This is a genomic window from Bacillus mesophilum, from assembly GCF_008923265.1.
GTDB classification, from domain to species: domain Bacteria; phylum Bacillota; class Bacilli; order Bacillales; family Cytobacillaceae; genus Cytobacillus; species Cytobacillus mesophilum.
On record NZ_WBOT01000008.1, the window covers coordinates 143,666 to 159,457 of the forward strand.

The window sequence follows — 15,792 nt, forward strand, 5'->3', positions numbered from 1 at the left end:
CCCGCCACTATGCTTGCTTACTCTTATCTACCACCATCTATGACCCACTTCATCTAATAGCTGCTGGGCTGCATCAGGTCCCATTGATCCTGAAGAATAATGGTGCAGCGGAATGGAATCTTCTTCAAATGCTTCCAGGATCGGCTCAACCCATTTCCATGAACTTTCAACTTCTTCCCAATGAGCAAAGAAGGTAGGATCCCCGCTAAGAGCATCAAAGAGCAATCGTTCGTATGCTTCTGGCAAATCGCGCTGACTGGCAGAAAAATGCACGTTAATCGGCTCAATCTTTCCACTCATTAGACTTTTGCTATTTAACTGCAGCGAAACGCCTTCATTGGGAAAAATACTAATCGTTAATAGGTTTGGTTTTATGTTTTCTATTTCAACAGAATCCAGATCACTGGAATTTCTGAATTCAACAACAATCTTTGTTGTTTTTTCCTGCATTCGTTTTCCTGTTCGAATATAAAAAGGTACACCATTCCAGTACGGATGATCGATCCATACGCGGGCAGCGATAAAAGTGTCATTTTTGGATTGCGCTTGAACTCCTGTTTCTTCGCTATAGGAAACAACCGGCTGTCCGTTTATTTCACCTGCGAGATATTGTCCTCTTACTATTTGTGCTTTGGCACCCTCTTTAGTTAATGGTCTTATTGATTCCATTACCTCTCTTTTTCCATTTCGGATATCATGAGCACTCTTTTTCTCAGGAATGCGCATAGCCGTCATCATAAGCATCTGGAGCAAATGGTTTTGTACCATATCACGGATGGCTCCAGTATGATCATAATATTCTGCTCGATCTTCAACTCCTACCGTTTCGCTGGCTGTAATTTGGACATTCGAGATAAACTGATTGTTCCAAATGGCTTTTAAGAGCGGATTGGCAAGCACGAAAGCCTCCAGGTTTTGCACCATTGGTTTTCCGAGATAATGGTCGATTCGAAAGATTTCCTCTTCCTCAAAGGTTCTGATTAGTTTTTCATTTAGAGCTTTTGCAGATGAAACATCATGACCAAATGGCTTCTCTATGATTAATCGCTTCCAGCCATTGGTGCTACCTAAGCCGCTTTTCTTAATATTTAGAGCAATGACATCAAAAAGTTGTGGAGCAACTGATAAATAAAACATTCTATTCTCTGCAATTTGCTGTTCTGCTTCATGTTTTTCTGCTAATTTCAGCAATTTATGATAGCCTTCCGGGTCGGTCACATCTAATTGGCAGTAATGAAATAATTTAACAAATTCCTTTTTTTTAGAAACGTCGTTTAAAAGATGTCTTGAGAACGTATAAAGCGAATCTTTTACTTTAGCCTGAAATTCAGTGTCAGTGCAGTTATTTCTTCCAACTCCTATAATTGAAAAGGATTTCGGTAATTTCTGATCAAGAAATAAGTTGAACAGTGCAGGATAGATTTTCCTTTTTGCTAAATCACCTGTTGCCCCAAATAATACAAAGGTCATAGAATCCATGAACAGCCCTACTTTCTGATAAAATGACAACAAATGATACATAGTTTCAGCTCTTATATATTTCTGAGAGGTTACATCTCTATTTATTGTTGCTTTGCGAAATCAGTATATTATGTATAGTCAGCAGGTGAAAGTACGCACTTTATTTTCATCTAGTTACATAAAAGTGCAATAGTGAATAAAAAGGAACCATAAAAAAGCCTTATCAATGATGCTAATCACTGATAAGGCTTCTTAGATTTATTTTGTTGCTGATTGTTCTTCTGATTCTTTTTCCAGGACATCTTCAATATAATCTTTGCCCCATTCATACATGGATTCCAAAATAGGCATGAGTCTCTGGCCATGTTCTGTTAATGAATACTCCACTTTAGGAGGGACAACCGGATACACTTCACGATGAACAATTAAATGGTCCTCTAATTCACGCAATTGATTGACAAGCATTCTCTGGGTAATGCCGGGCATAAGGGACTTTAACTCTCCAAATCGCTTCGTCCCTTCTTTGCCCAGATACCAAAGTATCAGCATTTTCCACTTGCCACCAATAATCGCAAGTGTTAATTCTTTCTCACAATTAAATGTTCTTTCACCTAAATTTGGCATTGTTCTCACGTCTCCTTTTTCAAATGTTAAGGAAAATATATAGCTGAGTGATTTTGGAGAAATAACGTAGCTTTTGATTCTCCGTCAGCCCAGTTATATCAAATAGTATACTTTTTAGCACTATATGCTTTTAAAGTGCGTACTTTTTCTTTTGATATATGTTCAGTATACTAAGCCGTATATTGATGAGTAAATGTTTTTAACTAAACTTATCAAAATATTCCAGTAGGAGTGAATGTTCATGAAATTACAGCTAGCATTAGATTTAGTCGATATTCCAGGAGCAATTGAAGTTGTTAAAGAAGTTCAAGATCATGTGGATGTTGTAGAAATCGGGACACCGGTTGTCATCAATGAAGGTCTTAAAGCTGTAAAAGAAGTAAAAGCAGCATTTCCTAACATGACGGTTCTTGCTGATTTGAAAATCATGGACGCAGCTGGCTATGAAGTGAGTCAAGCATCAGCAGCAGGTGCTGATATTGTGACGATTCTTGGTGCAGCTGAAGATGAGTCAATTAAAGGTGCAGTAGAAGAAGCAAAGAAACAAGGCAAGCAAATTCTTGCTGACATGATTGCTGTGAAAGATATTGCTGCACGTGCAAAAGAGCTGGATGAGCTTGGTGTCGATTATATTTGTGTCCATACAGGCTACGATCTTCAAGCTGTTGGCAAAGACTCGTTTGAAGACCTTGCAACGATTAAAAGTGTTGTTAAAAATGCGAAAACAGCTGTTGCAGGCGGAATTAAACTAGAAACACTTCCTGATGTTATTAAGCAGCAGCCAGATCTTGTAATCGTTGGCGGAGGCATTACTGGTAAAGATGATAAAAAAGCAGTCGCACAAGAAATGCAAAAGCTAATCCAGCAAGGATAATTAGTGATGAAGACGACGACTGAATACTTAACAGAAATTGTTCAGGAATTAAGTCAAACGGTTCATTTGATCTCTGAATCTGAAGCAGATGCTTTGGTCGAACAGATTTTAAAGGCTAAAAAGGTTTTTGTGGCTGGTGCAGGCAGATCTGGATTTATGGGTAAATCCTTTGTAATGCGAATGATGCATATGGGCATTGATGCTTATATAGTAGGTGAAACCGTAACAGCCAATTTAGAAAAGGATGATTTATTGATCATCGGTTCTGGTTCAGGTGAAACGAAAACCCTGGTAGCAATTGCTGAAAAGGCAAAAAGCATTGGCGGTACCATTGCAGCCATTACCATTTCGCCTAACTCAACAATTGGCGAATTGGCTGATATTGTTGTGAAACTGCCTGGCGTAACAAAAGATCAATCTGAAGGGGACTATAAAACCATTCAGCCTATGGGATCTTTATTTGAACAAACGATGCTGTTATTTTACGATGCCCTTATTTTAAGCTTTATGGATAAAAAGGGTCTGGATTCTAACAAAATGTATGGCAAGCATGCCAATCTTGAATAAGAGAAAAACAAACAAAAAGAGGGCCGCGTTTATAGCGGCCTTCTTTTTGTTTAAATTTCTTATTTTGCTACTGCAGTTCTTTCTACTTTCACATTTCCTTCAATAGCACGGGAATATGGGCAGACTGCGTGCGCCTTCTCCATAAGCTCTTCAGCTTCTTCTTGTGTGACACCTTCCATTTCAGCAATCAATTTAACGCTTAAGCCAAAGCCTGCACCTTGTTTTTCAATGCTGACTTCAGCTGTTACAGCAGATGTAATTCTTTTTTTCGCTTGTCCTGCAACTAATTGAAGGGCACTGTCAAAACACGCTGAATAGCCAGCAGAGAATAATTGTTCAGGGTTAGTTGTTCCCTCTTTTTCTGTGCCGCCTAATCCTTTTGGCATGGAAAGAGCCAAATCTAGTGTACCATCAGATGATTTAACGGAACCTTGACGGCCGCCTGAAGCTGTTGATGAAGCAGTATATAATGCTGACATTATGAAACACTCCTTTTGAATTAATTGTTTACGATTAAATTGTACACAATTTAATTATCATTAGTCAAATCTTATATAATTATTCCCCTTCCTTGATATAATAAACTTAGGAGTGATTACCAATGACGAAGGAAATATTAAAATTAGATAATCAAATTTGTTTCCCGCTTTATGCAGCAACAAGGGAGATGACAAAATTATATCGTCCATTACTAACGGAGTTAAACATTACGTATCCGCAATATTTAGTTTTGCTCGTTCTCTGGGAAACAGATCGCATCTCTGTTAAAGCATTAGGTGAAAAACTTTATCTTGATTCTGGCACTTTAACACCGATGCTGAAGAGAATGGAGGAGAATGGGTTAATTAACCGGACACGCTTAAAGGAAGACGAGCGCGTAGTAGAGGTGACATTAACAGAGCAGGGAAAACAAGCAGAAGCACAAGCTGAAAAGATCCCGCTGAAATTCCTTGAGCAAACGAATCTAAATGAAGAAGAGTTTATCCAGCTGAAACGTATTTTAATAAAAATGCTGGGTGAAGCTTAACAATATACCTGCTATATATAAGGAATTGGACGGTGTTAAGCAGGTTACAATAACTTTATACAGAATTGCTTCACTTCTATAAAATAGAGCTTCCTCGACTGAATATTAGACTGTCATTTGAGGGAGCTATTCTTTTAAGTAGAGTCTTATCGATTAAAATGAATATGACATGCGGATTTACGCCAATTATGTTGCCATTTTAATCTAATCGCTTTATAGTGGATACGAGTATAAAATGGAACATTTATTATAGAGAAAATAAGGCTTGATGGTTTATACAAAGGAGAATGACGGATATGCTAGCATCAATGAATAACTTTCGGATTGAGAAAGATTTTTTAGGGGAGAAGGAAGTTCCTGCAGAGGCGTATTATGGGGTACAAACGCTTCGGGCAGTAGAAAATTTTCCAATTACGGGGTATAGAATTCATCCTGAACTAATTAGAGCCATGGCAATGGTAAAGAAGGCGGCAGCCATGGCAAATATGGATGTTAAGCAGTTGTATTCTGGAATTGGAAATGCAATTGTACAAGCAGCAGATGAAATGATTGAAGGACAATGGCATGACCAGATCATTGTGGATCCAATTCAAGGCGGAGCTGGAACATCTATTAATATGAACATAAATGAAGTTCTTGCCAATCGTGCCATTGAACTTCTTGGAGAAGAGAAAGGAAATTATTTTCATTGCAGTCCCAATACGCATGTGAATATGTCTCAATCAACAAACGATTCTTTTCCAACAGCTATGCATATTGCCATTTTAAGTCTGCTGGAACAGCTCATTATAACGATGGAGCAAATGCAAACTGTTTTTCTTGAAAAAGGAAAAGAGTTTAATCATGTGATTAAAATGGGCAGAACACATCTGCAGGATGCTGTACCCATTCGGCTTGGACAGGAATTTGAAGCATATAGCCGTGTAATCGGCCGTGATATTAAGCGAATTAAGCAGTCAAGACAGCATTTATATGAATTGAATATGGGTGCTACTGCTGTTGGGACAGGTTTAAACGCTTTGCCTCGCTATATTGAACTGGTTGTACAATATTTGGCTGATATAAGCGGGATGCCGTTTAAAGGTGCTGAACACTTGGTGGACGCCACTCAAAATACGGATTCCTACACAGAAGTGTCTGCTGCGTTAAAAATCTGTATGACCAATATGTCTAAGATTGCCAATGATTTAAGGCTTATGGCTTCAGGCCCAAGAGCAGGCTTAGGGGAAATTACACTGCCCGCCAGACAGCCTGGTTCATCTATCATGCCAGGGAAAGTTAATCCCGTTATGCCAGAACTTATTAACCAAGTGGCTTTTCAGGTAATTGGAAATGATCATACGATCTCTCTTGCTTCTGAAGCAGGACAGCTTGAACTAAATGTGATGGAGCCAGTTTTGATCTTTAATCTTCTGCAGTCGATTAGCATCATGAAAAACGCATTTACCAGTTTTACGGAGCATTGTGTTAAAGGCATTGAAGCAAATGAAGCAAGATTAAAGGAATACGTCGAAAAGAGCGCAGGAATTATCACTGCTGTTAATCCGCATCTTGGCTATGAAGTAGCTGCCAGAATTGCTAGAGAAGCGATCCTGAATGGTACCTCCATTAGAGACCTATGTCTCAAATACGACGTACTCACTGAAGAAGAATTAGACCTCATTCTAGATCCATATGAAATGACCCACCCTGGTATTTCAGGAGCGGCATTATTGGAAAAAGATTGACATAAAAAGAGCCAGGAGGGCGGTCTCCTGGCTCTTTTATAGGTATAATTAATTTTCCTTTTTAAGAAGTAAAACAAGCAGAGTGCTGAAAAAATTGTTTACACATCTATTATGCGTTCAATTCTTGCTATCAAAATTGCTGGAAATGTCCCTGCTGTTCACCTGGTAATCCAATTGAGAGTGCCTGGTAGTGCCGGAGTATGGCCGTTATTTGGGGAGTTAGGGACTCGGGGGACTCTATGACGATAATAACCTGCTGGCGGCTTTCCTTTAAGGTTTTATGATATTTGGCTTTTTTGAAAAGTTTTGAGACTGCTAATCCGATGATAAAACCTGTAAATGCGCCAATTATACCACAAAGAATAGGCCCAAGCATGAGGGTAAATCCAAGGCTGGCTCCTATAACGGCAGCTCCAGTAGCACAGGCAACGCCGACTTCAAAATCATGGGGAGGAGGGTGCTGCTTGTTGCTGCCTTGCTTGTTTTGATCCATAAACACGATAAGGATTTGTTCGTTTAAAACGGAGAATCCCTCTAACTCTGCAAGTGCTTGTTCTAATTCAATTGACTGCTCAAATAATCCAAAAATCAACATGGTCAAGCACCTGCTTATGAGAAGATTCTTAATTTCGAATTTTTATACCTCTTGGATAGATAAGTTCTTTGTTCCAAGCGAAATAGTTGGTTTTGTTCCAATGTTGCTAAATAAGATTGGTAAATAGATCCAAACAGAACAGAAGGCATAAATAAGAACCAATGAGGGTTTAGCATATTATTAGAAGCTTCAAGTTGTCCAAGCAAAAGGGTCAATAATGCTTCATGTGCTTTTGAAAGCCAGATGTAGATCCACCACCAGAACATCGCGTAAAAGGCAAGGCCAAATCGATGGTTATATAATTGTCCTAATCCCGGAAAGAAAAAAGAATAAAAAGCACTGAAAAACGGACTTTTTTCCTCAAGATATTGAATTTCTGAGGCTGTGACTGCCAGACATGGTATGTTGTTGCTTTCTTTGAGGACCAGATGAGTAAGTTTATTTTGATATAAAGCAATTCGAAAACTATCTCCTATTGTGTACAGGTAAATTACCAAGTATCCAAACGTCCATGTCGGTTCCAATATAGCTGTGGCTAGTTCAAATTTTCCGCAAAAGGAATAAACCATTGCTTCATTAATGTGAGCTAAAGTATTTATAATAACTTCTGATAAGGTCAGTAATGTGGCACGTACATACTGATTAAGCAGATAGTGGCCAAATCCGGGAAATACGGCAGACCACCATGCGATCATATAGGGATTATGGTCTTTTAAATAGGTGATGCCGAACATACTAATCTTTAAAAGCTTTCTTCGTGGCTGAGCGTTCATGTTGCCCCTCTTTTTTGCTCTAGTTATCGGTAATGGATAGTTTGCCCAATGTCTGCCCCAGTATGTATATTTTTAGTTTTTTAATGGGCTATTTTACATTTAAAGGAAGTTGTGCAAAACAGAAAGCATTGAAATGCACCGCCATTATCGTATATGCTAATAGCATGAAATTTCCAAAAGAGGGACTCTATTATGAATTCTGAACTAACAGCGTATATCACCCTTGTCAGCACTTCGGGTGTGTTAAATATGTACTTGTTTATAAATGTTTTCCTTAACCGCCACAAATATACGAGTATAGGGAAGGTTTTTAGCTTATATACCTTTTTAATTACTGTATATTGTTTTTCCTCTGCATTTGGCTTGATGTCGACAAATATTGAGCAAATCAAGCTATGGACCATCATTCAATACACAGCAATGCCACTATCCGCCCCTGTTGGCTTGTTATTCATCATGAATTACTTAGGATTTGAACTAACACGCAAAAAATGGATTGCGCTCTTAACAATCCCGCTTATCAGTCTGTTCATGGTAGCAACGAATGACTTTCATCACCTCCATTATCGTGTCTATGAAATCGACCCATTATTAGGTGCTCCGTATGTGCATCAGGAAATGGGCGTTTGGTACGTGATTCATGGCATCTATACCTTTGCAAGTATGTTTTTTGCTTTCGTTCTTGTCCTCACTAGATGGAAAGAAACAGAACGAGTGTATCGTCCCCAATTAATATCCTTATTGTTTGGCCAATTTGTTCCAATGGCTACGGCTTTCATTTATTTAATTGGATTAACTCCTCCTGGTCTGGATCCAGTTCCAATCGTTTTATGGCTAACATCTATCTTATATATTTGGTCAATTAGTTCATCACGAATGTTTACCCTTATGCCAATTGCGAAAGAAGCGATCTTTCATAGCATTAATGATGGGGTTATCGTTTTGGATGAAGCAAAACAGATCATTGAGTTTAATCATGCATGTAAAAATATGTTTCCGAGATTAAATAAGAAGATGTTTGGTCTGCCGTTTCACCAAATTTGGAATGATCTGTCAGGCGGCCAGGTTCCTTTTTCAATTGAAACGGCTGCCTCCCGGGAGGTTAACCATGGCGATCATATTTATCAGGTTCGTACAACACCGCTGCAGCAGTCTGGAAATACTAAAGGCTTATTAATTATTTTCACGGATATCACAGAGTTAAAAAGATTACAGATTAAATTGCAGCATCAGGCTGACTATGACGAACTCACCCAAATTTATAACCGCAGAGCCTTTTTTCAGATCTCTAAACAAATGCTTCTGGAAGCTAAGAAAAAGGTTCAGCCGCTATCATTTATTCTAATGGATATCGATTACTTTAAAAAAGTAAATGACACATACGGGCACGATGCAGGAGATCAGCTATTAAGACATGTCGTTAAGGTATGTAATACGTTAGTAAATGAAGACATGCTATTTGCCCGTTACGGAGGAGAGGAATTTGTCTTTGCTTTAAAGGGGTCAAAAGGAAAAATCCAAGCTGAAGAGCTTCGGCAGCTTTTGGCATCACAGCCCCTTGTTATTGATGGAACAAAGATTTATGTAACGGTTAGTATGGGTATAGCCGCAGCCGAATTAGACGAAGAAGAAACCTTAAATCAGCTGCTGCAAAAAGCGGACAAAGCCTTGTACAAAGCTAAGCGGGAAGGGCGTAATACTGTAAAAGAGTATATTCACGATGATTTATAAGACTTGGGATCTTCCAGTTTTATTTTTTTGATTCAAGAATATAAGTAAGAGAGGATTGCTATAATGAAGTATTTTCTTATTCAAATTATTATACCCTGATACTTTTGAAAGAAAGCTGAAGAGGATTTAATAGTCATTCCTATTAATACTAGGGGAAATTAAGGGATTAAACCTCTTTTTATTAGAGCGCTTTCAATACAAAGTGGTTTTTCCTTTTCATTTCCAAAACCTTTCCCTTTTTTTCAAGCTATAAATAGTTTATAATTATCAGATAATACTAGATATTTTATTGCATAAATTATTATAATAATATTATGATATTGTTTTTCTAGACACGGTGTGGTGTGCTCTTAAGGGGTATGGAAGGGCTTAACCGAATGTTTTGGCAAATTTGGGGATGAGGATGATTGTGATGAGCAGCGTACAGAAAAAAACAGATGTTATTTTAATTGGTGCTGGAATCATGAGTGCGACTTTAGGTGCTTTACTGAAAGAATTAGCTCCAGAATGGGAAATAAAAGTGTTTGAAAAGCTTGCAGATGCAGGAGAAGAGAGTTCGAACGAATGGAATAATGCAGGCACAGGCCATTCCGCTCTGTGTGAGCTTAATTATACTTCTGAACGTCCGGATGGAACCATTGATATTAGCAAGGCTGTAAAGATCAATGAGCAGTTTCAGCTTTCAAGACAATTTTGGTCTTATTTAGTCAAAAGCAATCTTATACAAAATCCGCAGGAATTTATTATGCCGATTCCACATATGAGCTTTGTAGAAGGCGAAAAAAATGTCACTTTTCTTAAAAAACGTTTGGAAGCGTTATCAGCCACTCTTTTATTCCAAGGGATGGAATTCTCGAGTGATCCAGAGAAACTGAAGGAATGGATCCCGCTGATGATGGAGGGAAGAACCTCATCAGAACCGATTGCTGCAACGAAAATTGATTCTGGTACGGATGTGAATTTTGGTGCATTAACACGCATTCTTTTTAATCACTTAAAAAGGCAGAATGTTCATGTGAATTATAAGCATAGTGTAGAAAACATTAAGCGCAGCAGTGATGGCACTTGGGAGTTAAAGGTTCAGGATATGGAAGGCGGAAAAATTGAATATCATACAGCATCCTTTGTTTTTATCGGAGGAGGAGGGGGCAGCTTGCCGCTGCTGCAAAAAACGGGTATTCCGGAATCAAAACAGATTGGGGGATTCCCAGTCAGCGGTTTATTTATGGTGTGCAATAATCCAGAAGTTGCGGCTCAGCACCATGCAAAGGTATATGGAAAGGCAAAGGTAGGAGCGCCGCCGATGTCCGTGCCTCACCTTGATACGAGATACATCAACAATAAAAAATCATTATTATTTGGACCATTTGCAGGGTTCTCTCCCAAGTTTTTGAAAACTGGTTCAAATCTGGACCTAATTAAGTCGGTAAAACCGAATAATGTGCTGACGATGCTGGCAGCAGGAGTAAAAGAAATGGCTTTAACCAAGTACCTGATTGGTCAGGTTTTGCTGTCTAATGAAAAACGCATGGAAGAATTGCGGGAATTTATTCCCAATGCTAAAGCAGAGGATTGGGACATTGTTGTTGCTGGCCAGCGTGTACAGGTTATCAAGGATACACCTGCAGGGAAAGGAACATTGCAATTTGGGACAGAGGTTGTCAGTTCTTCTGACGGATCGGTTGCTGCTTTGCTTGGAGCCTCTCCAGGAGCTTCAACAGCCGTTCATGTCATGCTTGAAGTATTAGAAAAATGCTTCCCGCAGCGAATGAATGAATGGGAACCTAAGATTAAAGAAATGGTTCCGTCCTATGGAGTATCATTAGAGGCGAATCCTCGCCTATTCCAGGAATTGCTGCATTCAACAGCGGAGACACTTGGACTTAGTAAAGAACAGCCTGTTCACAGCTAATCGTTATTGAACTTTTAGTAATAAATTCTCTCCTTAAAATCCGAAAAATGCTTCAAATTCTTTCTGAATGAGGAGCAATTCGGATTTTTTATTTTTACATATATTCTGTTGCACAGCCTATCATTTCATTAAACATAAACATAAAAGGAATAAGGATTGGCAATGGAATGGTCTCCCCATGACATCCACCCTTTATTAAGCTATAATAAATTGCGTTGTCATTACCCGTTCTTTCTGGATAGGGGGTTTTTTTGTGATTACATTACAAAATGTGAGCAAGAGCTTTTCACGATTTGAAGCAATTAAATCAGTGACTTTAACGATTGAAAAAGGAGAAATTCACGGATTAGTCGGTGCGAGCGGATCAGGGAAGTCTACATTGCTGCGGCTGATGAATTTATTAGAACTTCCTGATACAGGGGATGTGGAAGTAAACGGGCAGACGCTAACTCGCTTGAGTGCCAAAGAACTTCGGCTCGTCCGCAAGTCGATTGGAATGATTTTTCAGCACTTTCATCTTGTTGCCAACAAAACAGTATTCGATAACGTAGCGGTAGCACTGCAGCTGGCAGGTTCAAGGAAAAGTGATATACGGCTGCGCGTGTTAGAATGCCTGCAGTTTGTTGGTCTTGAGAAGATGGCAGAAAAATATCCGGCACAGTTAAGCGGAGGTCAAAAGCAGCGTGTGGCTATTGCGAGAGCACTTGCCAATAATCCGCAGGTTTTGCTTTGTGATGAGCCGACATCTTCACTTGACCCGAACACGACGGCAGAGATTTTGACTGTTTTGAACAATATTAACCAGCAGCTGGGCGTAACAATCGTATTCGTCAGCCATGAGATGGACGTTGTAAAAAAAATCTGCAGCAGGGTGTCTGTTATGTCAGAAGGAGAGATCTATGATACCGTCACGATTGAACCTTTAGGAATACAGGCAATAGACAATCGTCCTGAATATTTTGTTCAGCAGCTTAAAAGGGACGGTGAAGAATAGATGCCTGACATTATACTGCAGTATGAAGCAGAGATTTGGCAGTCCATTGGTGAAACATTTGTTATGGTCGGTGTGTCCATACTGGCAGCAATCTTAATTGGACTGCCTGTAGGTACCTTTCTTTTTTTAAGCAGAAAAGGTCAATTGCTCGAAAATAGATATGTTTTCTCGGTCCTGAATCTTTTGGTCAATGTGATTCGATCCTTTCCATTCTTGTTATTAGTCGTTTTCTTAATCCCGTTTACAAGACTCCTGCTTGGGACAGCGATTGGGACGGCAGCTGCAACAGTACCATTATCGATTATCGCGATAGCCCATTATTCGCGACTAGTGGAACAATCGCTTTTGGATGTGCCTAAAGGCGTATTAGAGGCAGCGGTATCTATGGGTGCTTCTATCAGAGAAATTATTTTTAAATTCTTATACATTGAAGCGAGATCAGGACTTGTGCTCGGATTAACGACATCGATCATAAGCTTTATCTCATATTCAACCATTATGGGTGTTGTTGGAGGAGGAGGGATTGGTGATTTCGCCATCAGATATGGCTATCAGCAATTTCAGACTGAACTGATGATGTATATGATTATCATTATGGTTATACTTGTACAACTAATTCAATTTACTGGAACTACTGTGTCCAGAGTAATTGATAAAAGATAAACTTGGAGGATGCCAGCATGAAGAAACTATTATTTCTATTAGCAGCTGTACTTTTATTCGTAACAGGCTGCAGCGGTCAAGATGAAGAAACACAGGAACAAGCAACAGAGGCGCAACCGGAGCAAGAAGAAGTCACACTAAAGGTAGCTTCTTTAATTCCGCCGATGACGGAAATCCTAGATTTGGTTAAACCGCATCTTGAAGAAGAAGGAATTAACCTTGAGGTTGTTGTGCTTGGTGATAATGTACAGCCCAATAATGCACTTGCAGCAAAAGAAGTTGATGCAAACTTCTTTCAGCATGTTCCTTACATGGAGGAATTTAATCGCAGTAACGATGCTGAACTAGTGCCTGTCACACCAATTTACTTTGCCAATTATGGTGTGTATGCAAAGGAATACGATGAGATTGGCCAGCTGCCAGAGGGAGCAGTGATTGCAATAGCGAATGATGTATCGAACATCGACCGTTCCTTAGCACTGCTTGCTCAGCATGAAGTAATTGCACTGAAGGAAAAAACAGGACCATATTATACAATCGGGGATATCACAGAAAATCCTAAAAACTATCAATTTGAAGAAGTTGATCTGCTCATGCTGGCGAGAATGTATGATGATGCCGATGCAGTCGTGATGACGCCTGCTTATGCAGCACCACTGGGACTCACTCCAAAAAATGATGCCCTGCTGACTGAAGGAGTAGACAACGACTTCGCGATCTCCTTAGTGGCACGCAAAGACAATGCTGAATCTGAGGCGATTCAAAAACTTGCCGAGGCTATGACAAGTCCGGAAGTTAAGCAATTCCTGGAAGAAAACTACGACGAAACAGCTATTCCTGCGTTTTAATTAAGCAGGCGATAAGAGAATTTGTAAACAAAAAGGCTGTCCAATTAGTCATTTATTTGACGTTTGGACAGCCTTTTAATTTTCAGAACAATCTCAGGTCAACTGGTCAGAGTTATCCTAGTAGGCAGTCCAGCCGCCATCGACAGCAATGACTTGGCCATTGACGAAGCTTGATTCTTCTGAACCGAGGAAGAGAGCCATTTGAGCAATTTCTTCCGGCTGTCCGGCACGTGGGTTGATTGACATGCCGAGTGACTGCCTGCTTGCGCCATATTCGCTCACATTGGTCATCGAAGAGCTGATATTTGTTATAACTGCTCCTGGTGCAATTCCGTTGCAGCGGATGTTTTTATTTGCATACATAAAGGCAGTGTTTTTCGTTAAACCAACTACTGCATGCTTTGAAGCCGTATAGGCTGCTCCTGCACGAGCACCGTATAGACCACCTGCAGAAATGTTATTAACGATCGTTCCATGTCCTTGCTCTAAAAAGAGATTAATAGCAATACGAGAAGCTTTCATAACAGAGCCTGTATTGACCGCGAAGACTTTGTCCCAGCGTTCATCGGAAATCTCGCCAACCGGCTCCATACCGTCCATGATCCCTGCATTATTGACAAGAATATCAAGCTTTCCAAATGAGTTTTTCGTTTCATTGAACAGCTGCTCCAAATCTGAATCAGACGTCACATTTGTTTGAATGGCAATCGCTTCGCCGCCAGCATTATTAATTTCATCTGCTGCAGCCTTAGCACCTTCAAAGTTTAAATCCGAAACAACTACTTTTGCTCCTTCTTTTGCATACAATTCGGCGATTGCTTTCCCCATGCCGGATGCTGCACCAGTGATAATCGCTACTTTGTCTTGTAATCGCATTGTGAACATCTCCTTTAAACTCATTGTGACAAGAGCACATCCATTCATAGATGGTAATAATCTCAAACGAGTTTTATTGTACACTTGTTGAATAAATAATATTATAAAGAGTAAAACGCTTTCAATAGATGGTGCAGAAAGATTCTGCTGTTAGTGCACAGATTTTAAAAATTTGTTTATTAAGAGGTGAAAAAATGACAAAACAAGATATGAGAATTGTAAAAACTAAAAATGCCCTGCACCATGCCCTGCTGGATTTATTAGATAAAAAGCTGCTTGAAGACATTTCAGTAACGGAAATTTGCCGTACTGCTAATATAAATAGAGGAACTTTTTATTTACACTATGCTCAAATTGAAGACCTCTTCGAAGAATATTTTAAAGAAATAACAGGAGATCTTTCGCGTGCTTATCAAGAACCTTATCGATTTGTTTCTGTCTTGAAAGTAAGCAGGTTAAACTCTTCAACGATTCGCATCTTTCATCATATTCAAAAGTATGAACACTTTTACAGGATTGTCTTTTCTAAGAAAGTTCCTCTTATGTATTACTATTTGCTGTTTGAAGAAATCAACCGTTTATTGCTGCAAGAAGCGGATCCTAAAATGCCAGAAGACCTAAATGTGCAGATTCACTGTGCATATCAAGCCAATGCTATTATCGGTATTATCATTGAGTGGTATAAAAGTGATTTCTCCTACAGCGCAGATTATTTAAATGATCAGCTCGTGAAAATATTAAATCTATCACACAGACCTACCTGAAAGAGGAGAAATATTCTCTTTTCCGCCTTCTTTTTGTAAATAATACCTTTTGAGGCTGGGACATAAGTAACTAACACACCTATTGAACCGAATGGTAAGGAAGGTCATCTTTCTAATCATTCGGTTTTTTATTTATAATTTTAAAATATATTTTATTTACATGAGTAAAATGGAGCGGAGGGCCCTCGACTCCTGCGGGCTGCAGAGCAAAGGGTGAGACCCCGCAGGAACGAAGTGAGGGCACTGAAAAAGTCCTTTTTAAAGCCAGTGAAACATTGTTTCGCTGGCTTTTTGTTTTATAATGAAAGTAATAATTATATTGCAGGTGAAATCCAATGATATCCAACCAACAATCT

16 protein-coding genes are annotated in these 15,792 nt (G+C 39.3%); 10 read left to right on the top strand and 6 right to left on the bottom strand.

The genetic code is table 11. The features are described from left to right. Positions 1-27: 27 nt before the first annotated feature. Together zwf and F7732_RS19640 are read right to left on the bottom strand one after the other, a co-directional pair. Positions 28-1,479 carry a glucose-6-phosphate dehydrogenase gene (zwf, locus tag F7732_RS19635; RefSeq protein WP_151575759.1) on the bottom strand — a complete coding sequence of 484 codons (1,452 nt, stop codon included), beginning with the start codon at positions 1,477-1,479 and terminating at the stop codon, positions 28-30. A gap of 240 nt (positions 1,480-1,719) precedes the next feature. Beyond that, the gene (locus tag F7732_RS19640) at positions 1,720-2,085 is read right to left on the bottom strand and encodes a winged helix-turn-helix transcriptional regulator (RefSeq protein WP_066442075.1); all 366 of its coding nucleotides are present in this window, start codon (positions 2,083-2,085) and stop codon (positions 1,720-1,722) included. A 241-nt stretch (positions 2,086-2,326) separates the two neighbouring features. Here F7732_RS19640 and hxlA point away from each other — a divergent pair, with 241 nt between their 5' ends. Both hxlA and hxlB read left to right on the top strand, forming a co-directional pair. Next, on the top strand, positions 2,327-2,959 hold the full coding sequence (gene hxlA / locus F7732_RS19645) for a 3-hexulose-6-phosphate synthase (protein WP_066442077.1): 633 nt from the start codon (positions 2,327-2,329) through the stop codon (positions 2,957-2,959). Positions 2,960-2,965: 6 nt separating this feature from the next. Beyond that, positions 2,966-3,526, top strand: coding sequence for a 6-phospho-3-hexuloisomerase (gene hxlB, locus F7732_RS19650; protein ID WP_066442078.1), 561 nt, complete (start codon positions 2,966-2,968; stop codon positions 3,524-3,526). A gap of 59 nt (positions 3,527-3,585) precedes the next feature. Here the strand turns inward: hxlB and F7732_RS19655 are convergent, their stop codons facing one another. Then, complete coding sequence (locus F7732_RS19655; RefSeq protein ID WP_205068226.1) at positions 3,586-4,005, bottom strand: organic hydroperoxide resistance protein; 420 nt, start codon at positions 4,003-4,005, stop codon at positions 3,586-3,588. A 122-nt stretch (positions 4,006-4,127) separates the two neighbouring features. On the opposite strand from F7732_RS19655, the gene F7732_RS19660 reads away from it, so the two are divergent. Both F7732_RS19660 and aspA read left to right on the top strand, forming a co-directional pair. Further along, complete coding sequence (locus tag F7732_RS19660; RefSeq protein WP_151575761.1) at positions 4,128-4,553, top strand: MarR family winged helix-turn-helix transcriptional regulator; 426 nt, start codon at positions 4,128-4,130, stop codon at positions 4,551-4,553. A gap of 296 nt (positions 4,554-4,849) precedes the next feature. Continuing rightward, complete coding sequence (aspA, locus tag F7732_RS19665; protein WP_151575762.1) at positions 4,850-6,280, top strand: aspartate ammonia-lyase; 1,431 nt, start codon at positions 4,850-4,852, stop codon at positions 6,278-6,280. Between the two features lie 130 nt (positions 6,281-6,410). Here aspA and F7732_RS19670 read toward each other — a convergent pair whose 3' ends face one another. Next, positions 6,411-6,875 carry a hypothetical protein gene (locus F7732_RS19670; RefSeq protein ID WP_151575763.1) on the bottom strand — a complete coding sequence of 155 codons (465 nt, stop codon included), beginning with the start codon at positions 6,873-6,875 and terminating at the stop codon, positions 6,411-6,413. Between the two features lie 14 nt (positions 6,876-6,889). After that, positions 6,890-7,648, bottom strand: coding sequence for a hypothetical protein (locus F7732_RS19675; protein WP_151575764.1), 759 nt, complete (start codon positions 7,646-7,648; stop codon positions 6,890-6,892). A 192-nt stretch (positions 7,649-7,840) separates the two neighbouring features. On the opposite strand from F7732_RS19675, the gene F7732_RS19680 reads away from it, so the two are divergent. The 5 genes from F7732_RS19680 to F7732_RS19700 all read left to right on the top strand — a co-directional run bounded on the left by F7732_RS19680 (position 7,841) and on the right by F7732_RS19700 (position 13,796). Further along, a complete protein-coding gene (locus F7732_RS19680) occupies positions 7,841-9,379 on the top strand; it encodes a histidine kinase N-terminal 7TM domain-containing diguanylate cyclase (RefSeq protein ID WP_151575765.1) in 1,539 nt (512 codons plus the stop codon). Positions 9,380-9,791: 412 nt separating this feature from the next. After that, positions 9,792-11,291, top strand: a complete 1,500-nt coding sequence (locus tag F7732_RS19685) for a malate:quinone oxidoreductase (protein WP_151575766.1) — start codon at positions 9,792-9,794, stop codon at positions 11,289-11,291. A 253-nt stretch (positions 11,292-11,544) separates the two neighbouring features. Next, on the top strand, positions 11,545-12,285 hold the full coding sequence (locus F7732_RS19690; protein ID WP_151575767.1) for a methionine ABC transporter ATP-binding protein: 741 nt from the start codon (positions 11,545-11,547) through the stop codon (positions 12,283-12,285). Further along, complete coding sequence (locus F7732_RS19695; protein ID WP_151575768.1) at positions 12,286-12,948, top strand: methionine ABC transporter permease; 663 nt, start codon at positions 12,286-12,288, stop codon at positions 12,946-12,948. A gap of 17 nt (positions 12,949-12,965) precedes the next feature. Next, on the top strand, positions 12,966-13,796 hold the full coding sequence (locus F7732_RS19700) for a MetQ/NlpA family ABC transporter substrate-binding protein (protein ID WP_151575769.1): 831 nt from the start codon (positions 12,966-12,968) through the stop codon (positions 13,794-13,796). A gap of 117 nt (positions 13,797-13,913) precedes the next feature. Here F7732_RS19700 and F7732_RS19705 read toward each other — a convergent pair whose 3' ends face one another. After that, on the bottom strand, positions 13,914-14,672 hold the full coding sequence (locus tag F7732_RS19705) for an SDR family oxidoreductase (RefSeq protein ID WP_151575770.1): 759 nt from the start codon (positions 14,670-14,672) through the stop codon (positions 13,914-13,916). Between the two features lie 194 nt (positions 14,673-14,866). On the opposite strand from F7732_RS19705, the gene F7732_RS19710 reads away from it, so the two are divergent. Next, a complete protein-coding gene (locus F7732_RS19710) occupies positions 14,867-15,436 on the top strand; it encodes a TetR/AcrR family transcriptional regulator (protein WP_151575771.1) in 570 nt (189 codons plus the stop codon). Positions 15,437-15,792 lie beyond the last annotated feature (356 nt).